Below are 21,688 nucleotides of genomic sequence, written 5' to 3' on the forward strand. Positions count from 1 at the left end.
GCTCACCTGCCCGCGCAGCGCTGCGTCGGGATCTGCGGCGCATTCGCGGCGGTGGTCGTGACGTACTGCGGCTTGCCATCCTGCGCATAGATCAGCCGCAGCGGGCCGCGCTTGGAAAGGCCATCGTCGATATCCGCCTGCAGCAGACCGGTCTGCGCCCATGCATCACCACCGATGCTGCGCTTTTGCATCATGACGGGGCGATTCGCGCCCGGCTCCCAGTTGGCTTGGCGCTCCGGCACGTAACGGTTGGGCAATGTGCCGTAGGCGTAGAGCTGATTCAGCGTGTCGGCCAGGTAGCCCCCGGCTTGCTCGTTGAACGTCGGAAGATCCTGCTTGCCGAGTTCGCTGCGGATGCGCTCCGCTTCGACGGCGCATGTTGGCGCGGCATTGTCGGCCGCGCGGGCGTAGGACATGCCGATCGCAACGGCAGCGGCGACAAGCCACGTCAATACGCGATACAGGCGGCGTGGGCGGGTGGTGGGAATCACGGACATCGGTTCGGTATGCATGCGAGCTTCTCCGTTGAACGTTGAAGTAACCTGGTGGTGAATCAGGACAGGAACAGCTTGCGTTCGGCCTGACGACGCTTCGTCAGCCCTTTGAGCGGCTTGCCGCCGGCCTTGTCCCAGAGCAGGAACTGGTTGGCTGCGCCGACGTAGTCCCCGGCGTTGAGCTTGCGCAGCAGCGTCGACGAGCGCAGCCGCCCCGCTCCCAGGTTGAAGACGAAGGACGCCAGCGCGTCGAACTGCCCTTGCGTGATCGACACACGCACTGCCTTCGCAATGCCCTGCTCGGTGTCGGCCAGGTCTTTGCGCAGCAGCGCTTCGGCATGCTGCTGCGAGATCGGCCCGTTGAAGGTCTCGCCAGGCCGGATCAAATGGCCGTAGCCGATGGTCGGCTTACCGACCGCATCTAGATACGTCGACAGACGCAGCCCTTCCGATTCCTTGATCAGCGCGAGGCCTCGCTCGCCGGTGGTGCGTGGGTTGTGCTCAGTGCTCATCGCTCTTCTCCCGCGGCGTGCTGGTTGTGCCGGAGCCATCGGAGGCGGCGGCATTTGACTGCACGGGCCTTGGCACCAGCCGATTTGTGTATTCGTCGATCAGCCGCATGACGGCCTCTGGCGGCTGCAACGCGGTGAACTTCATCTCGATGTCGATGTGCTCGCTGTCGCGGCCGGTGTCACGCTTGGAATGCGGCGCGAGCGAGACGTAGAACCGGCCAACACCGCCGGTGGCAGCGCCGTGCACGGGCAAGGTCTCGGCAATGTCGCTGCGTACGGTCATGTTCACCGTCATTTCATCGAGCGCGAGGCCACGCGGCATCGCCAGCGACACCAGAGGCAGCGCCAGCCGGTGCTGACTGTCGAGCGCAAGTTCGACCTCCCGTGCCACCAGCGTGCCGGTCTCGTCGGCATCGAAAAACTGATCGAGCAGCGCGGTGTACTGCTGCGCAAGCATCTGGTTGGCGGACGCGGCGGCGTGCTGCATGCCACGCGTAATGTCGTCCAGCGTCAGGCCATTCAAGCCCGGATGACCGTGGCTGTTACTGCCGCCACCGCCGCCAGGGGGCGATGAACCCGGAGGCGACGGCGGAGGCGCATCGGACGCAGCCTCGGAAAACGGCTCGGCACCGGAAGACCCAGGTGGCGCCGACGGCGAACTGGTGGGCGGTGCCGACGGTGTGGCGGGCGCTGACGATGCACGGTCATCGTCACGCCCGCGGCGGCTGAAGAGTTTGAACATGGTGTCGGGTCGGTCGGATCGATCAGATCAATGGGCGGCGCGCGGCAGGCGCGCACCGATCAGGACGCCGACCGTGGGGAGGCCGGCCGGCGTCCATCGCCGGGGCGGCTTACGGAGTTGCCGGAGCCGGGGCCGGCGCGTTACCGCCAGCCGGCACCTTTTCGCCGATCATCGTGCCGTCGGTCGGCGTGGCGGGCAGCGGCTTGACGTCGTTCTCCTTGCCCTTGACGACCACCGGCTTGGTTGCCGCGTCAGTCAAGAACTCCATCACGCGCATCAACGCTTCCGGCGGGTTCTGACGCTTGACCTGGGTGTGGAAGGAGTACTTGGCACGCGTGTCGGTGCTACGCGTCTGCTCGGACTTGTGCGAGGCGCGGCCCGAAACCGACACGCTGAACGGGCCCCAGCCGAGCTTGGCCTGGAACGACCCTTCCGCCTCGGTGCTGGACGACGATTTCTCCGACTGCGAAATCTCCAGCTCGAAGTCGATCGTGCCTTCCTCGATGGCGATCACCGGATGCACGACCGCGCACAGCAACGGAATGCGCATCGTCTTCTGGATCGTGCCTTGCGACACCCCCTTCTCGTCGACGATGGTTTCGTCGTAGTCAAATTGCACGGCAACGGCTTTGCCGTTCTGAATACAGACCTGCAGCAGAAAATCCGCATAGGATTTTGCCGCCGAGGTTTGCGCTGCGATCATTGCCTGCAGCGGCGCAGAGATCATCTTGTCGATTGGCAGCGCATTGATAACCGACCCGATAAGTCCGTTGTCCATTTAAAACTCCTCACATTGAATTATTTGGGCGCACAGGTTTGTGTGCCCGAATCCAAAGTAAGCGTTTTTCCTGCGGGGCTCGATGCCTCGAAAGTCCCAGCCAAGGCCACGGAACAGCGGCCCAGTACGTATCGACTTGCTGCCCGTGACTTTCGGCACTGAACTTCCGTTTCAATGCAACCGGATCGATCCCGCCCTACAAAACAATCGGTTTCGCCGAAAATAATTAACTGAAGTACGAGGGGTCGATGAATATTCTGGTAATCGATAGCTTGCCGCTTTTTGCGGCAGGTGTGTCTAATGTATTGAATGCACTCGACGCACAGGGTGTGTTTATCGATACGCACTACACGGCGCAAATCGGACCGGCTTGCAGGCAAGCCGAGCCCAGCGCCGTGGTGATGGAATGGAGCGCACAGGACGACGACGCACGGCAGCGCCTGTCGGAGTTGAAAGCGGTGTTGCCGGAAGTGCCTGTGTTGCTGACGGTACAAGCTGTGGGCCGCCACGTGGTCGGCGACGCGCTGCGCTTTGGCGCGGCCGGCGTGGTTGACCGGCAGGCAACGGCCGATGTTCTGCTCGAAGCCCTGCAGCGCATTACCTCGGGCGCGGTCTACTTGCCGCCCATCAGCAATCTCTATCCCGACGATCCGCGCCAGAGCCCGGGAGAAAGCCCAGCCGAACTCTGGCGCCGGCTCACGCCGCGGCAGCATGAGGTGCTGCAACTGCTTGCAGAAGGCAAATCCAACAAGCAGATCTGTCGCGTGCTCAACGTGGCTGAGGGCACGATCAAGAACCATCTGTACGCGCTGTTCCGGCAGATTGGCGTCAACAACCGGACCGAGGCCGCGCTCTGGCTCTCGCGCTGCAAGGCAAGCCTCGTCCGCTTGCAGATGTGTGCGATGTAGCACCGCACGCCACCACTCGCCCGTAGCCTCCGGCAGCCTTGCCGGACGTTACGGGCCAGCGAGGTCGCCACCCATGAAAACACTGAGCCGGTCATTGCATTCACGCAACCACGCCATACACTGGTTGCAAGGCGGCGCACGGTGCATCGCCGTTTTTTCATGGAGGCCGCCCATGGAAAGCATCGAATTCCACACCAGCCCGCCACGCTACTGCGCCGCGGATCTCACCCTCACGTGCACCGCCAGCGTCGACGGCATCCCGGCCTGCTATGCGGTGACGGCTGAAGCGCTCGAAGAGCATTTCGGCGCCCGCTCGTGGCGGCAGGAAGATCTGCTCCAAGCCATGGAATCGCACCGCGGCACCATTGAAGACATGGCGCGCTCACTCTTCAAGCTGACGGACTCGCACAACATCGTGCTGCGTAGCGGCCATTTCCGCTTCGGCATGTAGCTGCGCCGTGAGCAGCATGGTCGACATCCGCGCCTGCCGTGGATAAGAAGAAAGCCAGCGCGAGGCTGGCCTTGTGGAAACGGACGGGTGCTAGTCAGGCCTGCACTCGTGCTTCATCTCGCGGCGCCCATCTTCGTAGACCACCTCCAGCCGGCACGTGAAGCCCCACAGGCGTACGACGTGGCGCAGCATCTCTTCGTAGTTCGACCCGAGCGGGCGACGGCTGCTCTGCAAGTGGCGCAGCGTCAATGAGCGATCTCCACCCACGTCGACGTTGGTCACCTGGATGTTGGGCTCGATGTTCGACAAGTCATACTGCCCTGCCAACAACTCTCGGATCTTGCGATAGCCATCCTCGTCGTGGATGGCGGTGACGCGCAGCTTGGCATCGCGGTCGTCATCGAGCACGGAGAACAGCTTCAACTCACGGATCACGCGCGGCGAGAGGAATTGCAAGAGGAAGCTCTCGTCCTTGAAGTTGCGCATGGCGAAGTCGAGCGTCTTCTGCCAATCGCTGCCCGCGATTTCGGGCGCCCAGCGGTAGTCTTCCTCTTCCGGCGATTCACAGATGCGCCGAATGTCCTGGAACATCAGAAAGCCCAGCGTGTACGGGTTCAGGCCGCTGTAATACGGGCTGTTGAATGGCGGCTGATAGATCACGTTGGTGTGGGCCTGCAGCAGCTCGAGCATGAAGGCGTCGTTGACGAGTTTTTCGTCGTACAGCTTGTGCAGGATGGTGTAGTGCCAGAACGTCGCCCAGCCTTCATTCATCACCTTGGTCTGCCGCTGCGGATAGAAGTACTGCGCGATCTTGCGCACGATGCGCACGATTTCTCGTTGCCATGGCTGCAACTTGGGCGCGTTCTTCTCGATGAAGTACAGCAGGTTCTCTTCCGGTTCCGGCGGGAATTGCGGATCGGGTTCCGGTATGTCGTCGGCCGTTGCGAGCGCGCGAGCGCGGTGCGTCGGCAGCGTGCGCCACAGGTCGTTCACCTGCGCTTCCAGGTATTTCTCCCGCTCCGCCTGGCGCGCCTGCTCTTCGTTGATCGACAGCTTCTTCGGCCGCCGATAACGATCGACCCCGTAGTTCTGCAATGCGTGGCAGGAGTCGAGCAGCAGTTCCACCTCCTGCTCGCCGTAGCGCTGCTCGCATTCGGCCACGTAGTTCTTGGCGAAAAGCAGGTAATCGACGATCGCGTCGGCGTTCGTCCACGTGCGGAACAGGTAATTGCCCTTGAAGAAGGAGTTGTGGCCATAGCAGGCATGTGCGATCGTCAGCGCCTGCATCGGCATCGTGTTCTCCTCCATCAGGTAGGCGATGCAGGGGTTCGAATTGATGACGATCTCGTAAGCCAGCCCCATGAGGCCGCGCTGGTAGCCGCGTTCGGACGCCAGGAAGTGCTTGCCGTATGACCAATGGTTGTAGCCCAGCGGCAAGCCGGACGACGCGTAGGCATCGAGCATCTGCTCGGCGGTAATGATTTCGATCTGGTTCGGATAGGTGTCCAGGCCGAAGTCTGCGGCAATCTGGGCGATGCTTTGGTCGTAGCGCCTGATCAGCTCGAAGGTCCACTCCGAGCCCGTAGATAGATAGGCCATGCTCGTTCCCGTTTGTCGATCACTCAGGGTCACAGGTGGCGTGCTCACCATGGCACCCGCTGCCACTGGACGGCGGCAGCGCCCGGCTGGGAGCAACCTGTTGCTGCAGATCAGCGATCAGGCGGCGCGCTTCTGAAACAGCTCGTGCAACACCGGATAGATTTCGTCCGCTTTGAGAATGCGCTGCATCGCGAAGTTGTCGTGCCCAGCCTTCAACGTAAGATACTCCTCCCACAGGTTCTGGGGCTCCGTCGAGACCACCTCAACATAGGCGTAATACTGCGTCAACGGCAGGATCGTTTCACGCAGCAGCTTCGCGCACAGCTCAGAATCGCCCGCCCAGTTGTCACCATCCGAAGCCTGCGCACAATAGATGTTCCATTGGCTTGGCGAATAGCGCTCCTGCATCACTTCCGCCATCAGCTTGAGTGCGCTCGACACAACAGTGCCACCCGACTCGCGTGAGTGGAAGAAGTCCTCTTCGTCCACCTCCTTGGCCACGGTGTGGTGACGGATGAAGACGACGTCGATGCGTTCGTAGTTCCGCTTCAGGAACAGGTAGAGCAGCATGAAGAAGCGCTTGGCCAAGTCCTTGCGCGATTCGTCCATCGAGCCGGACACGTCCATCACGCAAAACATCACCGCCTGCGCCTGCGGGCGCTTGCGCAATACGCGGTTGTTGTAGCGCAGGTCGAGCTTCTCGATGAACGGCACGCGATCCAGGCAGGAGCGCAGATGGCGCATCTCCTTCATCAGCTCTTGCGCGCGCACGCTGTAAGGGCCGTCGTTTTCCAGTTCTTCGTTGTACTCGCGTTCCAACTCGTGCAGACGACGCTGATACGGGCTGGACAACGCGATACGGCGACCGAGCGAGCTGCGCATCGTACGCAGAATCGACAGGTTGGACGGCGTGCCATCGAGCGAGAAACCCGCGCGCACCTTGCGCACCTCCGCGATCTTGGCCAGGCTGCGCTTGGCAAGATCGGGCAACGCCATGTCTTCGAAGAAGAAGTTGAGAAAGTCCTCGCGCGAGAGCGTGAAGATGAAATCGTCTTCGCCCTCGCCCGAGTCGCTGGCCTGGGAGCCGGAACCGCCGCTGCCCTGCTGCGGGCGGTCGAAGCTGTCGCCGCGAATGAACTCCTTGTTACCCGGGTGGACGCCTTCGCGGCGTCCGCCCGAGCCGTGGTGGAACATGGGCTCCGAGATGTCCTTGACGGGAATGGACACCTGCCCGCTCTGCTCGATGTCCATGATCTTGCGGCCCGTCACGGCCTTGGCCACCGCGCGGCGGATCTGGTCTCGGTAACGCTTGATGAAGCGTTGCTTGTTGACGGTGCTCTTGCCGCCACCGTTCTCCCGCCGATCAATGATCGTGCCCATGTAACTGCCCTCGATTGGAAGTTCGCTGGGGTGTCCTTGCCCTCTCCTGACCTCCTTAAGATGATTTCCTGACGCGCAGGTACCACTCCACCAGCAAGCGGACCTGCTTCTGGGTATAGCCCTTCTCCACCATGCGGTTGACGAAGTTTTCGTGCTTCTCCTTGTCGTCATGCGACGACTTGGCATTGAACGAAATGACCGGCAGGAGGTCCTCCGTGGTCGAGAACATCCGCTTCTCGATCACCGCACGCAACTTCTCGTAGCTGGTCCAGACCGGGTTCTTGCCTCCGTTCTTGGCCCGCGCACGCAGCACGAAATTGACGATCTCGTTGCGGAAGTCCTTCGGATTGGAAATGCCCGCGGGTTTTTCCACCTTCTCCAACTCGTCATTCAACGCGCTGCGATCGAGAATTTCGCCCGTGTTCGGATCGCGATATTCCTGATCCTGGATCCAGAGGTCGGCGAACACCACGTAGCGGTCGAAGATGTTTTGCCCGTACTCCGAATACGACTCCAGATACGAGGTCTGAATCTCCTTGCCGATGAACTCCACGTACGGCGACGTGAGGTATTCCTTGATGTAAGACATCAGCTTGGACTCTGTCTCCGGCGGGAACTGCTCGCGCTCGATCTGCTGCTCGAGCACGTACAGCAGATGCACCGGGTTAGCCGCCACCTCCGTCCCATCGAAGTTGAAGACCTTCGAGAGCACCTTGAAGGCAAAGCGCGTCGACAAGCCAGTCATGCCCTCGTCGATGCCGGCAAAGTCGCGGTACTCCTGGTACGACTTTGCCTTCGGGTCGACGTCCTTCAGGCTCTCGCCGTCATACACGCGCATCTTCGAGAAGATGTTGGAATTCTCGGGCTCCTTGATGCGCGTGAGCACCGCGAACTGCGCCATCATCTTTAGCGTGTTTGGCGCACAGGGCGCTGCGGCCAGCGAGCTGTTACGCAGTAGCTTGTCGTAGATCTTCACCTCATCCGACACGCGCAGGCAGTACGGCACCTTGACGATGTAGATGCGATCCAGGAAGGCCTCGTTGTTGCGGTCGGACTTGAAGCTTTGCCACTCCGCCTCGTTCGAGTGCGCCAGGATGACACCATCGAAGGGGATCGCACCAAACCCTTCCGTGCCCTTGTAGTTGCCTTCCTGCGTGGCCGTCAGCAGCGGGTGCAAGACCTTGATCGGCGCCTTGAACATCTCGACGAACTCGAGCAAGCCACGGTTGGCCAGGCACAGCCCGCCCGAATACGAATACGCATCCGGATCGTCCTGCGGATAGTCCTCCAGCTTGCGGATGTCGACCTTGCCGACCAGCGACGAAATATCCTGATTGTTTTCGTCGCCCGGCTCTGTCTTGGAGATCGCAATCTGCGACAGCACCGACGGGTGAAGCTTCACCACCCGGAAACGCGTGATATCGCCATTGAACTCGTGCAGCCGCTTGACGGCCCACGGCGAAGCGATCGAGTTCAGATAGCGCCTCGGGATACCGTAGTCTTCCTCCAGAATCTTGCCGTCTTCCTCAGGCGAGAACAGCCCGAGCGGGGACTCGTGAATCGGCGAGCCCTTCAGGGCGTAGATGGGGATCTGCTCCATCAACGACTTCAACTTCTCGGCAAGCGAGGATTTGCCGCCGCCCGGAGGTCCGAGCAGGTAAAGGATCTGTTTGCGTTCCTCAAGGCCCTGCGCGGCATGTTTGAAGAAGGAGACGATCTGCTCGATCGTGTCCTCCATGCCATAGAACTCCCGGAAGGCCGGGTAGATCTTGATGACCTTGTTGAAAAACAATCGCGACAGCCGAGGATCGTGGTGGGTGTCCACCAGTTCGGGTTGACCGATTGCGGTGAGCATGCGCTCAGCGGCGGTCGCATAGGCGGTCGAGTCTTTCTTACAGATGTCCAGGTACTCCTGGATGCTGTACTCGTCCTCTTTGCGAGCTTCAAAACGCGTTGCGTAGTGGCGGAAAATATCCATATCTCCCCCGTAGATTTCTTCCCTACTCCACACCAACAAGCGAGAGCCAGGCTAGTTCTTGCGTGCGTTGCTGATTCCACTGTAGACGAATCACCGATGATCACAAGAACGGTTGATGGCCCCGAACGGTGCACAACCAATCGCGATTGCGTTAGCGCTCGGCAGCATCAAGTGCTAAATGGACCTTGCTCGATGCATCAGCACACGCACCCCACGACGATCGGCTACCCCGAGCGCAGCAGAAAGCGTACCCATGCCGCCTTCCCGCGCTCGCAGGTTGGTACGTAACCGATCTGCGCGAGTTCCCGCGCGCACGCTGAATACAGGAGGGGGATATCCCTGCATTTCAGTGCGCCGCCAACTGTGATACCGCCGTACTGCGCATGGCGCGCACCCGCGGCGCTACGTTTGTAGCGGCAGCCTTTCTTGCGGTGACGCAACAACCCAGTGTGCAAAGCACGGGACGATATGCGTTTTATCGCCGGGCAGGCGCCCACAGCTCCTGGAGGAACGACCAAACAGATCGACCGAAGGTGTCTCTTTTTTACGCCAGAGGGAAGTTTTGCCGGACGCGATGAAGACGCTGTCCGAAAAGCCCGCACGGATGACGCGGACAAAGAAGCGACTTCTCGTCAGTTTGGTGCGTGGTGCAGGGATCGAACCCTGTAACTCAGTCGTGTGAAACGAAAATCAGCCCTTCCTAACGCCGCCTCGCCTAGACGGCGCCTCGATCCTATCTCTCAGTCGCGAGTACCGATCCCGCCACTTTTCCGCCGACGGAAGCGACCGAACACATGGCTCACGACACATCATTTCTGCCGGAGCACGCCCCCGTAGCCGAATGCGCCGCGCATCGGCCCCCACTGCGCTACGCCATCCCCGAAACGCGCTTGATTTCTTCGGTCACGATTGCAATCAACGCCTCGGTTGCCGTGCTTAACGGCCGCTGAGGATGGCTGACGCAGACCAGATGCCGCACGATGCGCGGCGCAACAATGGTATGCATGCGCAGCCGTCCCTCTTCCACGGCACGCTGCACCACGATGCGCGGCAACACAGTGGCGAAACGCGTAGCTTCAACGAACTGCACGATGGTCCCAAGGATGTCAATTTCGAACTTTGGCGCCAGCGTGACGTCGTGCGCCTGCGTGGCAGTATCCAATACCACGCGTAGGCCGTGCGACTTCGTCGGTAACACAAGCTCCAGTCCAGGCAGCTTCGCCATTTCCACCGATTCCGGCAATTCAGGGCCATTTGCGACGCTCGTCACTAGCACCATCTCTTCGTCATGCAGCGACTGCACCTGCAGCGCCAGCCGACCACGTTGGCGATGGACCACCGCTGCATCAAGCTGGCCAGCGGAAACAAGGTTGATCAGTGCCGTGCTGAAGCCATCTGCCACAGACACCTCTACATTCGGATAGCTCGCGTTAAAGCGTGCCAGGGCTCCGACCAGCACGCTCTCTGTCTCGGAAGCCACCATGCCGATCGTGATGCGGCCGGCCATATGCTCCTCGCGCTGCATCATCTGCTGCCGGGCACTCGCGAGATCGCGCACGATCGGCAGAAACAGTCGGTGCATCATCCGGCCAGCGGCAGTTGGCGCCATACCGTGCGGGATGCGTTCAAAAAGCTTCTGTCCGAACTCATCCTCGAGCTTGGCTATCTGCATGCTCAGGGCCGGCTGCACGATATTCAACCGCTTGGCTGCCCGCGTGACAGAGCCTTCTTCGAAAAGCGCGATGAAGTACTGAATTTGCTTGAGATCCATATTCGGATGGGTATGAACGGTACCGTGTGGCGGCATCAATCTTTGCGGTCCCTGCGACGATGGTCATGGCACCCCATGCCATCAATTATGAGACACAGCGGTTCCATCCCCGTCGGCGCCCGTGCTGGAAGTGCGCGAAAGCAGGTATCAGAATAAATTATTTTGTTGATCACAAAATAGTATTAGAACTTATATCTTGCTCTCACTAATCTGCGATGCACGTTACGCGGTCGCGCCGATCCTCCGGCGCAATCCCGACGCGTACAACGGAGTCGCAAATGAAGAGATTCGATGCTGGCGAGACGACCGGCACGGCGCAGGAGACACAGCAGACAACGGGGCAGCCCTACGTCGGCCGCCCGATGCAGCGCGTCGAAGATGCAGCCATCCTTACGGGCCGCGGTCGCTATGCCGACGACCTCGGCGTAAAGCCCGGCACCCTCCACGCCGCCATACTTCGCTCGCCACACGCGCACGCCGAACTCGGTGTGATTGACTTCGCCGCCGCGCTGAAGGCGCCGGGGGTTCGCGCGGTGCTGACCGGGGCCGACCTGCCAGCCTGGTCCAAGCCCTTCGTGGTGGGCGTCAAAGCGCCGATGGAGCAATGGGCACTGGCAATGGACCGCGTGCGATACGTCGGTGAGCCAGTCGCCGTGGTCGTGGCTGAGAGCCGTGCCTTGGCCGAGGACGCACTCGACCTTGTGCGGGTGGATTACCGTGTGCTGCCACCCGTGGTGTCAATCGAAGCCGCAATAGCCGACGCCGCGCCCCAACTGCACAGCGGCCTGGGTAGCAACGTCGCCAGCGATCGTCATTTCCGCTACGGTGACCCGGAGGCGGCGTTTGCCACCGCACCGCATCGCGTTTCGCTGACTGCGCACTACCCGCGCAACACATGTACGCCCATCGAGTGCGGCGTGGTCATTGCCGAGCATCTGCCGGGTAACGAGGGCTACCAGGTCACCTCGAACTTCATGGGGCCGTTCTCGCTGCACGCCGTGATGGCGATGGCCCTGCAGGTGTCGGCCAACCATCTCCGCCACATCGCTCCCCGCGATTCCGGGGGCAGCTTCGGCGTGAAGCAGGCCGTATTCCCCTACGTGGTCTTGATGTGCCTCGCCTCGCGCAAGGCCGGCGCGCCAGTGAAATGGGTGGAGGACAGACTCGAACACCTGAGTGCATCGACCTCGGCCACCGCGCGGCTGTCCACCATCGAAGCTGCCGTCGAAGCGGATGGCCGGATCGTCGCTCTTGATTACGATCAGCTCGAAGACTGCGGTGGCTACCTGCGCGCGCCGGAGCCCGCGACCTTCTACCGGATGCACGGTGTACTGACGGGCGCTTACGCGATTCCCAACCTGCGCGTGCGCAACCGCGTTGTGCTAACCAACAAGACGCCCACCGGCCTCGTACGCGGCTTCGGCGGACCGCAGGTGTATTTCGCGCTTGAGCGGCTCGTGCAGCGGATCTCGATCGAACTCAACCTCGATCCGCTCGACGTCTACCGCCGTAACTTCGTTCCGACCAACGCCTTTCCCTATCGCGCTGCAGCCGGCGCGCTGCTCGATTCCGGCAACTACCAACTGGCGATGTCTCGCGCGCTGGAAACAGGCGCCTACGACGAACTGAAGCGCCGCCGTGACATCGCGCGGGCCGAAGGGCGGCTCTACGGCATCGGCTTTGCGGCGATTGTCGAGCCCTCGGTATCGAACATGGGCTACATCACGACGGCCACGCCGGCCGAGGCACGCCGCAAGGCCGGTCCGAAGAACGGCGCCATTGCAAGCGCCACGGTCAGTGTCGACCTGCTAGGCGGTGTGGTGGTGACGATTGCGTCCACGCCCGCCGGGCAGGGCCATATGACTGTCTGTGCGCAGGTCGTGGCCGACGTGCTTGGCATCGACCCGGCCGAGGTCATCGTCAATGTCGAATTCGATACCCACAAAGACGCATGGTCGGTGGCCGCCGGCAATTATTCCAGCCGGTTTGCGGGAGCCGTGGCAGGCACCGTCCATCTGGCCGCAACACGCGTTCGCGACAAGCTGGCGCGCATCGTGGCCTCGCATCTCGACTGCGATCCAGCCGAACTGATCTTCGCCGAGGGGCGCATCACGCGCAGAGATGCCCCCGAGACTGCCATGGTGTTTGCCCGCGCTGCGAGCAATGCGCCGCACTGGTCGCCGCAATTGCTGCCTGCCGGTGAGGAACCGGGCCTGCGCGAAACCGTGTTCTGGTCACCGCCCAACCTTGACGCACCGGACGAGCAGGACCGTATCAACACGTCCGCATGCTATGGCTTCGCGTTCGACCTGTGCGGCCTGGAAATCGACCGTGCCACCGGGCGCGTGCGCATTGACCGCTACGTGACAGCGCACGACGCCGGCAAGCTGCTCAACCCTGCGCTCGCCGACGGCCAGATTCGCGGCGCGTTCGCACAAGGGCTGGGCGCAGCGCTGATGGAGGAGTTCCGCTACGGCCCCGATGGCAGCTTCCAGTCCGGCACGTTGGCGGACTACCTGTTGCCCACAACGTGCGAGGTGCCCGATCCGATCATCGTGCATCTGGAGACACCGAGTCCGTTCACGCCGCTCGGGGCCAAGGGGCTCGGCGAAGGCAACAACATGAGCACGCCGCCATGTATCGCCAACGCTGTAGCCGACGCCCTCGGAGTGCGGGATATCCGGTTGCCTCTGACGCCAGCCAAGGTCATGGCGATGATCGGTCTCGAAGACCCCCCGCCATCGCGCCTCGAACTGGCGGAAACGGCAACGGCTGCCGCCACCGGAGGCAAAGAAAGGTCCAAGGGCGCAAAGGCTCTGAGTGCACGCGGAACGGTTGATTTGGATGCACCGCCCGAGGCCGTATTCGCTGTCCTACTCGACCCGCAAGCCCTGGCCCAGGTCGTACCTGGTTGCCACGTGTTGGAGCCGATCGGAGACAACCGCTACCGCGCCGACGTGACCGTAGGGGTGGGCATGATCAAAGCGCGCTACGAAGCCGAGATTGCGCTGTCCGACCTGGAACCCCCGCACCGGCTGCGACTGTCGGGGGCCGGCCTGTCGTCGCTTGGCAGCGCACGTGGCTCGGGCATGGTCGAGCTGGCGCCGCACGAGGGTGGCACTCGTCTCACGTACGACTATGAGGCCGAGGTATCCGGCAAGGTCGCAGCGGTCGGCGGCCGCATGCTTGAAGGCGCGGCCAAGGTGGTGCTGCGCCAGTTGTTTGAATCCCTGGGCCGGCAAGCGGGCGGCAAGCCAGTACGCAAACCAGGTTGGATCGCGCGGCTGCTCGCGCTTTTTGGAGCACGACGATGAAACCCCCCGCCTTTGACTATCTGCGCGCAGAGTCCACGCAGCACGCGCTGGAAGCGCTCGCCCATGCAGGTGAAGACGCCCGTGTACTCGCCGGAGGCCAGTCGCTGATGGCCGTGCTGAACATGCGCCTCGCGCAGCCACAACTGCTGGTCGATATCTCTCGCACGCATGATCTGAACGCCGTGCGAGTCGAAGACGGCCACCTGGAAGTAAGCGCTGCGGCCACACAGGGCATCGTGGAGTGGCGTCCGTCGCTCGCCAACGAGGTGCCGCTGCTGGCGCTGGCTTTCCCGCACATCTCGCATTTCCAGATTCGCAACCGCGGCACGGTGTGCGGCTCCATTGCCCACGCCGACCCGAGCGCCGAGCTGCCACTGGTGCTCACTGCGCTCGACGGACAAGTGGTGCTGCGTTCGCTGCGCCGCCGCCGCGTGATGCAGGCCACCGATTTCTTTCAGGGAATGCTGATGACCGCGCGCGAGCCTGACGAGCTGGTGGAAGCCGTGCGCTTCCCGTTGCGGCAGCCCGGTGCGCGCTACGGCTTCACTGAGTTCTCGGCCCGCCATGGCGACTTTGCCCTGGTGGCGTGCGCGGCCATCGTCACCGACGATGCCATCGCCCTTGCCGTGGGCGGAGTAGCAGACCGGCCGGTGCTCGAGCGTTGGCCGCGCCTGCAAGGCAAGGCACTTACGGAGGCCATCAACGATTTCAGTTGGAAATTGGGCGCGCAAGACGACGCCCATGTCAGCGCGCAGTACCGCCGCCACCTCGTGCGGCAACTGGGCATGCGCGCAATCGAGGAGGCAAGATGAGTAAAACCAAGAAAGGCGGCGCGCCATCCAGTGCGCTTTCTGTGATGCGGCGACAGGAGCACCACCGCATCGCCCTGACATTGAACGGCAGCGCGCGTACCGGCCTGTGTGCGCCGCGCGAGTTGCTATCCGACTTCCTGCGCCATGAGCTCGGCGCCACCGGCACCCACGTTGGTTGTGAGCATGGCGTATGCGGTGCGTGCACGGTGCGTGTGGACGGCGTGGCTTCCCGCTCCTGCCTGATGCTGGCCGTGCAGGCGGACGGTCGTGCAGTCGACACCGTCGAAGGCCTCGCCACGCACGAAGGTTTGAGCGATTTACAGGAGGCTTTCCGCCGCCATCACGCCCTGCAATGCGGCTTCTGCACGGCAGGCATCCTGATGTCGTGCGCAGACTATCTGGAGCGCGTGCCCGAGCCGACTGAGGCGCAAGTGCGCGAGATGTTGTCCGGCCATCTGTGCCGCTGTACCGGCTACACACCGATCGTTGCCGCCGTCCTTGACGTCGCCTCCAGCCGCGCAGGGGCACGCCCGATTTCAGCGCCGGTTTCCGAGGAGACCAGCAATGCTTGATCTCGGCCGCACATTCCTGCAGAGCGTGGAGCGCAGCCCCCACGCTCTCGCCATAGTCGACGGGGACCTGAAACTATCCTATGCGCAATGGCTGACGCGCATCCAGAGCGTGGCCGCAGGCCTGCTTGACCTTGGCCTGCGCCCTGGCGAACGCCTGCTTGCCATCCTGCAGAACCGCTGGGAGATGGCGACCCTTCACTGGGCTTGCCAGTTCACCGGGATCGTCATCGTCCCGCTGAATTGGCGCGCCAAGCCAGACGAGCTCGACTATTGCGTACGTGACGCAGACGCAAAAGCACTGATCTTCGAGCCAGTCAGTGCAGACGCCGTTCTCGGCAGTCCCGCCGCGATGAAAATCCTCCGCATCGCACTGGACGGCGCACCACACTCTTCGCTGTCATTTGACACCCTGATGGGCGCCGCGCCGCGGCCAGACAGCGTCCTGCCCGAAGCTGATGACGTCTCGCTCATGTTGTACACCTCGGGCACAACTGGACGGCCAAAGGGCGTGCCCCGCCGCCACAGGCAGGAGCGCGCTGCTGCGTTGGCGCACGTCGCTCAGAACCTGTACCGGCGAGGCGAGCGTACGCTCGGGGTGATGCCGCTGTATCACACGATGGGCGTGCGCTCCTTGCTGGCGATGGCACTGGTGGACGGTCTTTTCGTCTGCGTGCGGCGCTGGAGTCCGTCTCAGACGCTGCAAGCTATCGCTGATCATCGCGTGAGCTGTCTCTACCTCGTCCCCACGCTCTACCACGACCTGCTGGCCGATCCGGGCTTTGACGCGTTACGCGTGCGCTCAGTCACCAAGCTCGGCTTCGCCGGTGCCGCCATGAATGATGGTCTGCTGAAGCGGCTGGAGCAGGCGTTCCACCCAGAGCTGTTCGTTAACCACTACGGCTCGTCCGAGGTCTACACGTTCAGTGTCGAACAGCGCGCGGCGGGCAAGCCTGGCAGCGCGGGTCGCGCTGGGTTCAATACACGACTGCGCCTAGTCCGCTTGGACACCAACTCGCCGGATGCGGTGGTGGCCCCTGGCGAAGAAGGGCAGATCATCGTCGAACTGCGCGGCGACGAAGCCTTTGAGGGGTACTGGAATCGCGACGATGCCAACGCGAAGTCCCTGCGCCAGGGCTGGTACTTCACCGGTGACACCGGCTACTTCGACGCAGAGGGGGATCTATTCGTCAGTGGCCGCGTGGACGACATGATCATCAGCGGAGGCGAGAACATCTCGCCTGCTGATATCGAGTCGGTCCTCTCCCTGCACCCTGCCGTGGATGAGGTCGCCGTAGCCGGTTTGCCGGACCCGCGCTGGGGCCAAAAAGTCGTCGCTTTCGTCAAGCCGCACGACGACGTAGATGCCAACACACTGGATGCCTATTGCCGCGACTCCGAACTGGCCAATTTCAAGCGCCCGCGCGACTACGTATTCGTAGCCGATATCCCAAAGTCACCGGTCGGCAAGATCCTGCGCCGCAAGCTGTCGGAGGGTGAATACACCGCTCTCCCCAGCCCTTCTTCCCACGATCTGAACAAGGAGTAACCACATGGATATGACCCAGGCCTTTGCATTGGCCCATCCCGATCAGCAACGACTTCAGGATCTTGACGGCTTTTTCGTTGAGATCGACCCGACACGCGAACGCGCGGACATCGTGTTGCACCGCCCGCCATACAACGTGATTTCAATGGCCGCCCGCGACCAGCTGCGCGCAGTGTTTGAGGCACTGGACGCCGACGACCGCGTGCGCGTCATCGTTGTGCGTGCATTGGGCGCGCATTTTTCCAGCGGCGGCGATATCAAGGGCTTCCTGGAAGCCTCGCCCGAGCATGTTTCCAAGCTGGCGTGGAACGTGGCCGCACCGGCACGCTGCAGCAAACCCGTCATCGCAGCAAACCAAGGTTACTGCTTTGGCGTGGGCTTTGAACTGTCGCTGGCGTGCGACTTCCGCATCGCCACCCATACGACGGAATACGCGCTACCGGAGCAAAAGCTCGGGCAGATTCCGGGCTCTGGTGGCTCAGCGCGGCTGCAAAAGATGGTGGGCGTGGGCCGCACCAAAGACATCGTAATGCGCTCGCGCCGCATTCCTGGCCTCCAAGCGTACGACTGGGGTATCGCCGTGGACTGCGTCGCCGACAGCGACCTGACAGCCGCTACTGACGCGCTGGTCGACGAGTTGCGCGCCTTCTCCCCTCTGGCTCAGCGCACCGCGAAAAAGCTGCTGAACGACACAGAGGACGCTCCTCTGTCGATCGCTATCGAGCTGGAGGGGCACTGCTATAGCCGCCTTCGCAGCTCAGACGATTTCCGCGAGGGCGTAGAGGCATTCCATGGAAAGCGTAAGCCCGTATTTCGCGGCAGCTGACCGGATGGGCGGGCGGATCTGAACCGTCTGCCAAGCAAAGTGAGAAGAACGGATCGCGATGCTCATCGTGGCTTCTAAGGGCACCGTAGGTTCAGAAAACAATAGGAGACGACAATGGAAATGCTAGCTAACGATAAAGCGCCGCCCGATGGCGTGGGGAGCATCGCACCACCGGCTATGAGCAACCGGCAGGTGCTGGGGGCAGTCACGGCTTCATGCATGGGATGGGCACTCGATCTGTTCGACTTGTTCATCCTGCTGTTCGTAGCGCCGGTGATTGGAAAACTTTTCTTCCCGTCCGAGCATGCCATGCTGTCGCTGGCAGCGGTGTATGCATCGTTTGCGGTAACGTTACTGATGCGACCGCTAGGGTCGGCAATCTTCGGTTCCTATGCGGACCAGCGAGGGCGCAAGGGCGCGATGGTGGTGGCCGTAACCGGCGTCGGCATGTCGACGGCTGCCTTTGGGCTACTGCCGACGGTCGGCCAGGTCGGCCTTTTTGCTCCGGCACTGTTTATCTTGCTACGGCTGGTACAGGGGATCTTCGTCGGCGGCGTGGTGGCGTCGACGCACACCATTGGCACGGAGTCTGTCCCGCCTTCGTGGCGCGGCGCAGTGTCGGGGCTGGTGGGCGGTGGCGGTGCAGGCATCGGCGCACTGCTGGCATCAATCACGTATTTGACTGTCACAATGCTGTTTCCTGGCGACGCTTTTGAGACCTGGGGGTGGCGCTGCATGTTCTTTGCCGGCATCGTCAGCTCTGTGCTCGGGCTAGTCATTTTCAACTCGCTGGAAGAGTCTCCACTGTGGAAACAACTCCAGGCCACCAAGACACACGCGAAACTAGAGGCACATCCGATACGGACGCTCTTCTCACGGGAGTATCGCGGAATCCTGCTGGTCAACATACTGCTGACCATAGGCGGCGGCAGTGCTTACTATTTGACGTCCGGCTATCTACCGACATTCCTGAAGGTAGTGATGAAAGTCCCGGCCGGAGAGTCCGCCGCATTGCTAATGGTCAGCAGTCTGGCCGTGATCGTTGCCTCGGTAGCGGCCGGCCACCTCAGCTCGCTGGTAGGGCGCAAGCGCTCGTTCCTGCTGATTGGAGCGACCGCACTGGTACTGATGCCTCTGCTCTACCAATGGTTACCCGCCGCCTCGACCATGACGGCGAGGTTCGTTTATACCGCCTCGCTCAGCATGCTGGGATGCGCGGGATTTGCTCCGATTCTAATCTTCCTGAACGAGCGATTTCCCACAAGCATTCGTGCCTCTGGAACAGGACTCTCGTGGAATATCGGTTTCGCAATCGGCGGCATGATGCCGACACTGGCATCGCTGATCGCGCGCACACCAGCAGATCTTCCGCATGTTCTTGGCGTCACCATCGGCGCAGTGACATTGCTGTATCTGGCCGGCGCACTCATCGTGCCAGAGACCACCGGTCGGCTCGGTGATAGCTAGCAGTAGTCTCGGCCGCATTCAGCATGCGGCATGGCTGTCAGCGGGTTTTTCTTCGCATCGCCAGCCAAATGGCGATCTCGATATAGAGCAATGCTCCGACCACTCAGCGCGAAGACTTTCAGCGCAGCGTTCAGGTCGGAGCGCAGCCTCCAAATAAGGAGGACATCGAGCACAGCGCCCTTCTTGCGAGGAGAGGCCTTATCGTTGTAACGGAGGAGCGAATCGACGAAGGCGTTGCGTTCGGCCTCGCTCCAGTTCGCTTAGAGAGAGGAGCATCTCGCCCCTCTCCGTTTTTGGTGTCGTGCAACTGGACAATTCCGTCGGCAAGATGAACATCGGGCCACCGCAGGGAAAGCAGCTTGCCACGGCGCATTGCGGTTTCGATGACGAAGACGTCGAGCGGGCGGACGTGCTCATTGCGCCAGTCCCCTCCCACGAAGAACCCCTCGGCCACCCCGGTCCATTTCGGACTCAACTTACCGCGCCCAAGCTTCGGCATCGGCATCGGCTTTGGTGTCAAAGGTTCGACTTTGGTTTGGGTAACCCGCTGGACGGATCTCGCCCCGTCAGTAGCGACCGTGCTTCCAGATTTCGGCCATTCCTGCTGCAGACGATTTTTGGTTCTCGTGACGTCTGGGTTGAGTTTCGACTCCGCCTGTTCTCCGCCAAATGGCGAAGTTCGAGGAAATGACGAAGTTCGAGGAATTCCGCAAAAAGAAAAAGGCCCTCGGCATTTGCCTGAGGGCCTTTTAAGCGATTTCTCGCCAGTTTGGTGGGTGGTACAGGGATTGAACCTGTGACCCCTGCCGTGTGAAGGCAGTGCTCTACCGCTGAGCTAACCACCCGAATGCGGTGAAAACGAGATTATGGCGAAAAGGTGCAGCCGTGTAAATACCCTGACCGCACATTTTTTTGATCAGGCAGCCGGCTGCGCAGATTCCACGGGTTCACGCGTCCAAACGGTCTTGCCGCCGCTGGCCTTGTCGATCTCCTTGAGCACGCCGGCGTGCGCTTCGGCCTCCGCTTCGGTCGCCAGCAGCACCGGCAGTTGCAACGCGCTCAGGTCGACGGCAACGGCTTCGGCCGACGCGCCCTCGCCCGACTCCAGCATGTCGATCACCAGCGTGTTCTGGCCGCGCGTCATGGCGAGGTAGACCTCGGCCAGCAGTTCCGCATCCAGCAGTGCGCCGTGCAGCGTACGGTGCGCGTTGCTCACGCCCAGACGGTCGCACAGCGCATCCAGCGAGTTGCGCTTGCCAGGGAACATCTGGCGCGCCTCGCGCAGCGTGTCGATGTGGCCCGAGAGGTGCTCACGGAAGGCTGGCAGGCCCAGGCGCTGGAATTCCATGTCCAGGAAGCCCAAGTCGAACGCGGCGTTGTGGATGATCGCTTCGGCGCCCTGCACGTAGTCGCGGATCTCGTTGACGATCTCGGCGAACTTCGGCTTGTCAGCCACGAACTCGTTGGTGATGCCGTGCACGGCCATCGCGCCCGCGTCGATCTCACGCTCCGGGTTGATGTAGAAGTGCAGGTTCCGGCCGGTCAGGCGGCGGTTGACCATCTCCACGCAACCGATTTCGATCACGCGGTCGCCGGTGGCGGCATTCAGGCCGGTGGTTTCGGTATCGAGAATGATCTGTCGCATCGGGCGCTCCCCTACTCTGACTGGATTACTTGAAGACGACGGTCTTGTGGCCGTTGAGCAGGATGCGGTGTTCCGCATGCCACTTCACGGCGCGGGCCAGCGCCACGCACTCCACGTCGCGGCCGACGGCGGTGAGCTGCTCCGGGTCCATGCTGTGGTCCACGCGCTCGATTTCCTGTTCGATGATCGGGCCTTCGTCCAGGTCGGCCGTCACGTAATGGGCCGTTGCGCCGATCAGCTTCACACCGCGCTCGTGCGCCTGGTAATACGGCTTGGCGCCCTTAAAGCTCGGCAGGAACGAGTGGTGGATGTTGATGGCGCGGCCTTCGAGCTTGCGGCACAGATTGTCGGAAAGAATCTGCATATAGCGCGCGAGCACCACCAGGTCGATCTGCTGCTCCTGCGCGATTTCCCAGATGCGGGCTTCCTGCTGGGCCTTCTGCGCGTCCGTCGCCTGCAGCAAGGGCAGGTGCATGAACGGCACGTCGTACGACGCAGCCAGTTGGTAGAAATCGCGGTGGTTCGAGACGATGGCCGCAATCTCGATCGGAAGTTGGCCGGCGCGGGCACGGAACAGCAGGTCGTTCAGGCAGTGGCCGATCTTCGAGACGAGAATCATCACGCGCGGCTTGGCTGCGGCGTCGAACATGCCCCACTGCATGGAGAAACGTTCGCCGATGGGCGCAAAGCAGTCGCGCAGCGTAGCGAGATCAAGCGGTTGCCCCTGCGGCACAAAATGCACGCGCATGAAGAAACGGCCGGTGAATTCGTCGCCGAACTGGTCCGAATCGAGAATGTTGCAGCCTTGCTCAAACAGCAGGCCCGACACCGCGTGGACGATGCCAGGCTGGTCCGGGCACGACAGGGTAAGAATGAAACCGGAGTGACTCATG

The 21,688-nt window shown here is 62.0% G+C and carries 18 protein-coding genes and 1 tRNA gene; 8 read left to right on the forward strand and 11 right to left on the reverse strand.

All coding sequences use genetic code 11. The annotated features are described in order from the left end of the window. Window positions 1-2: 2 nt before the first annotated feature. From ACUXH0_RS09520 to ACUXH0_RS09535, 4 genes are all read right to left on the reverse strand, one after another. Window positions 3-512, reverse strand: coding sequence for a hypothetical protein (locus tag ACUXH0_RS09520; protein ID WP_012435957.1), 510 nt, complete (start codon window positions 510-512; stop codon window positions 3-5). 41 nt (window positions 513-553) lie between these two features. Further along, on the reverse strand, window positions 554-1,006 hold the full coding sequence (locus ACUXH0_RS09525) for a lysozyme (protein ID WP_004634281.1): 453 nt from the start codon (window positions 1,004-1,006) through the stop codon (window positions 554-556). Further along, window positions 996-1,748 (reverse strand): DUF2589 domain-containing protein, encoded by a 753-nt coding sequence (locus tag ACUXH0_RS09530; protein WP_024972555.1) that lies wholly within the window; start codon window positions 1,746-1,748, stop codon window positions 996-998. Before ACUXH0_RS09530 ends, ACUXH0_RS09525 begins: the two co-directional genes overlap by 11 nt. Before the next feature lie 109 nt (window positions 1,749-1,857). Further along, window positions 1,858-2,526 carry a DUF2589 domain-containing protein gene (locus ACUXH0_RS09535; RefSeq protein WP_004634285.1) on the reverse strand — a complete coding sequence of 223 codons (669 nt, stop codon included), beginning with the start codon at window positions 2,524-2,526 and terminating at the stop codon, window positions 1,858-1,860. A 248-nt stretch (window positions 2,527-2,774) separates the two neighbouring features. Here ACUXH0_RS09535 and ACUXH0_RS09540 point away from each other — a divergent pair, with 248 nt between their 5' ends. After that, window positions 2,775-3,434, forward strand: coding sequence for a response regulator transcription factor (locus ACUXH0_RS09540; RefSeq protein ID WP_004634286.1), 660 nt, complete (start codon window positions 2,775-2,777; stop codon window positions 3,432-3,434). Between the two features lie 172 nt (window positions 3,435-3,606). Continuing rightward, window positions 3,607-3,885, forward strand: coding sequence for a DUF1488 family protein (locus ACUXH0_RS09545; protein ID WP_012435959.1), 279 nt, complete (start codon window positions 3,607-3,609; stop codon window positions 3,883-3,885). Between the two features lie 90 nt (window positions 3,886-3,975). Here ACUXH0_RS09545 and ACUXH0_RS09550 read toward each other — a convergent pair whose 3' ends face one another. The 4 genes from ACUXH0_RS09550 to ACUXH0_RS09565 all read right to left on the reverse strand — a co-directional run bounded on the left by ACUXH0_RS09550 (window position 3,976) and on the right by ACUXH0_RS09565 (window position 10,613). After that, window positions 3,976-5,484 carry a SpoVR family protein gene (locus tag ACUXH0_RS09550; protein ID WP_004634291.1) on the reverse strand — a complete coding sequence of 503 codons (1,509 nt, stop codon included), beginning with the start codon at window positions 5,482-5,484 and terminating at the stop codon, window positions 3,976-3,978. Between the two features lie 117 nt (window positions 5,485-5,601). Beyond that, window positions 5,602-6,864 (reverse strand): YeaH/YhbH family protein, encoded by a 1,263-nt coding sequence (locus ACUXH0_RS09555; protein ID WP_012435960.1) that lies wholly within the window; start codon window positions 6,862-6,864, stop codon window positions 5,602-5,604. A 55-nt stretch (window positions 6,865-6,919) separates the two neighbouring features. Beyond that, a complete protein-coding gene (locus ACUXH0_RS09560; RefSeq protein WP_004634293.1) occupies window positions 6,920-8,842 on the reverse strand; it encodes a PrkA family serine protein kinase in 1,923 nt (640 codons plus the stop codon). Window positions 8,843-9,710: 868 nt separating this feature from the next. Further along, complete coding sequence (locus ACUXH0_RS09565) at window positions 9,711-10,613, reverse strand: LysR family transcriptional regulator (protein WP_004634294.1); 903 nt, start codon at window positions 10,611-10,613, stop codon at window positions 9,711-9,713. A gap of 278 nt (window positions 10,614-10,891) precedes the next feature. On the opposite strand from ACUXH0_RS09565, the gene ACUXH0_RS09570 reads away from it, so the two are divergent. The 6 genes from ACUXH0_RS09570 to ACUXH0_RS09595 all read left to right on the forward strand — a co-directional run bounded on the left by ACUXH0_RS09570 (window position 10,892) and on the right by ACUXH0_RS09595 (window position 19,150). Further along, the gene (locus ACUXH0_RS09570; protein WP_182593936.1) at window positions 10,892-13,927 is read left to right on the forward strand and encodes a xanthine dehydrogenase family protein molybdopterin-binding subunit; all 3,036 of its coding nucleotides are present in this window, start codon (window positions 10,892-10,894) and stop codon (window positions 13,925-13,927) included. Continuing rightward, entirely contained in the window at window positions 13,924-14,739 is an 816-nt protein-coding gene (locus tag ACUXH0_RS09575) for an FAD binding domain-containing protein (protein WP_182593937.1), read from the forward strand. The genes ACUXH0_RS09570 and ACUXH0_RS09575 overlap by 4 nt, the downstream gene beginning before the upstream one ends. Further along, window positions 14,736-15,311, forward strand: coding sequence for a (2Fe-2S)-binding protein (locus ACUXH0_RS09580; RefSeq protein WP_182593938.1), 576 nt, complete (start codon window positions 14,736-14,738; stop codon window positions 15,309-15,311). The genes ACUXH0_RS09575 and ACUXH0_RS09580 overlap by 4 nt, the downstream gene beginning before the upstream one ends. Beyond that, window positions 15,304-16,857, forward strand: coding sequence for an AMP-binding protein (locus ACUXH0_RS09585; protein WP_182593939.1), 1,554 nt, complete (start codon window positions 15,304-15,306; stop codon window positions 16,855-16,857). Before ACUXH0_RS09580 ends, ACUXH0_RS09585 begins: the two co-directional genes overlap by 8 nt. A gap of 10 nt (window positions 16,858-16,867) precedes the next feature. Next, a complete protein-coding gene (locus tag ACUXH0_RS09590) occupies window positions 16,868-17,683 on the forward strand; it encodes an enoyl-CoA hydratase/isomerase family protein (protein ID WP_171013294.1) in 816 nt (271 codons plus the stop codon). 114 nt (window positions 17,684-17,797) lie between these two features. Next, window positions 17,798-19,150, forward strand: a complete 1,353-nt coding sequence (locus ACUXH0_RS09595) for an MFS transporter (protein WP_024972548.1) — start codon at window positions 17,798-17,800, stop codon at window positions 19,148-19,150. Between the two features lie 770 nt (window positions 19,151-19,920). Here ACUXH0_RS09595 and ACUXH0_RS09600 read toward each other — a convergent pair. The 3 genes from ACUXH0_RS09600 to purU form a co-directional block, all read right to left on the reverse strand. After that, window positions 19,921-19,995: transfer RNA gene (locus ACUXH0_RS09600), tRNA-Val, on the reverse strand. 71 nt (window positions 19,996-20,066) lie between these two features. After that, window positions 20,067-20,795, reverse strand: coding sequence for a DNA polymerase III subunit epsilon (dnaQ, locus tag ACUXH0_RS09605; protein ID WP_004634302.1), 729 nt, complete (start codon window positions 20,793-20,795; stop codon window positions 20,067-20,069). Between the two features lie 25 nt (window positions 20,796-20,820). Further along, window positions 20,821-21,687: a formyltetrahydrofolate deformylase gene (purU, locus tag ACUXH0_RS09610; protein ID WP_004634303.1), complete on the reverse strand. Its 867-nt coding sequence runs from the start codon at window positions 21,685-21,687 to the stop codon at window positions 20,821-20,823. Window position 21,688 lies beyond the last annotated feature (1 nt).

It is taken from the genome of Ralstonia sp. 110700041-2 (assembly GCF_056280165.1).

What these genes read in the sequence shown, in the direction of transcription:
- ACUXH0_RS09535 (WP_004634285.1), bottom strand. Translation starts at nt 2,526, where the DNA reads ATGGACAACGGACTTATCGGGTCGGTTATCAATGCGCTGCCAATCGAC.
- ACUXH0_RS09560 (WP_004634293.1), bottom strand. Translation starts at nt 8,842, where the DNA reads ATGGATATTTTCCGCCACTACGCAACGCGTTTTGAAGCTCGCAAAGAG.
- ACUXH0_RS09585 (WP_182593939.1), top strand. Translation starts at nt 15,304, where the DNA reads ATGCTTGATCTCGGCCGCACATTCCTGCAGAGCGTGGAGCGCAGCCCC.
- ACUXH0_RS09555 (WP_012435960.1), bottom strand. Translation starts at nt 6,864, where the DNA reads ATGGGCACGATCATTGATCGGCGGGAGAACGGTGGCGGCAAGAGCACC.
- ACUXH0_RS09580 (WP_182593938.1), top strand. Translation starts at nt 14,736, where the DNA reads ATGAGTAAAACCAAGAAAGGCGGCGCGCCATCCAGTGCGCTTTCTGTG.
- ACUXH0_RS09595 (WP_024972548.1), top strand. Translation starts at nt 17,798, where the DNA reads ATGGAAATGCTAGCTAACGATAAAGCGCCGCCCGATGGCGTGGGGAGC.
- ACUXH0_RS09525 (WP_004634281.1), bottom strand. Translation starts at nt 1,006, where the DNA reads ATGAGCACTGAGCACAACCCACGCACCACCGGCGAGCGAGGCCTCGCG.
- ACUXH0_RS09575 (WP_182593937.1), top strand. Translation starts at nt 13,924, where the DNA reads ATGAAACCCCCCGCCTTTGACTATCTGCGCGCAGAGTCCACGCAGCAC.
- purU (WP_004634303.1), bottom strand. Translation starts at nt 21,687, where the DNA reads ATGAGTCACTCCGGTTTCATTCTTACCCTGTCGTGCCCGGACCAGCCT.
- ACUXH0_RS09540 (WP_004634286.1), top strand. Translation starts at nt 2,775, where the DNA reads ATGAATATTCTGGTAATCGATAGCTTGCCGCTTTTTGCGGCAGGTGTG.
- ACUXH0_RS09570 (WP_182593936.1), top strand. Translation starts at nt 10,892, where the DNA reads ATGAAGAGATTCGATGCTGGCGAGACGACCGGCACGGCGCAGGAGACA.
- ACUXH0_RS09520 (WP_012435957.1), bottom strand. Translation starts at nt 512, where the DNA reads ATGCATACCGAACCGATGTCCGTGATTCCCACCACCCGCCCACGCCGC.
- ACUXH0_RS09550 (WP_004634291.1), bottom strand. Translation starts at nt 5,484, where the DNA reads ATGGCCTATCTATCTACGGGCTCGGAGTGGACCTTCGAGCTGATCAGG.
- ACUXH0_RS09545 (WP_012435959.1), top strand. Translation starts at nt 3,607, where the DNA reads ATGGAAAGCATCGAATTCCACACCAGCCCGCCACGCTACTGCGCCGCG.
- dnaQ (WP_004634302.1), bottom strand. Translation starts at nt 20,795, where the DNA reads ATGCGACAGATCATTCTCGATACCGAAACCACCGGCCTGAATGCCGCC.
- ACUXH0_RS09565 (WP_004634294.1), bottom strand. Translation starts at nt 10,613, where the DNA reads ATGGATCTCAAGCAAATTCAGTACTTCATCGCGCTTTTCGAAGAAGGC.
- ACUXH0_RS09530 (WP_024972555.1), bottom strand. Translation starts at nt 1,748, where the DNA reads ATGTTCAAACTCTTCAGCCGCCGCGGGCGTGACGATGACCGTGCATCG.
- ACUXH0_RS09590 (WP_171013294.1), top strand. Translation starts at nt 16,868, where the DNA reads ATGACCCAGGCCTTTGCATTGGCCCATCCCGATCAGCAACGACTTCAG.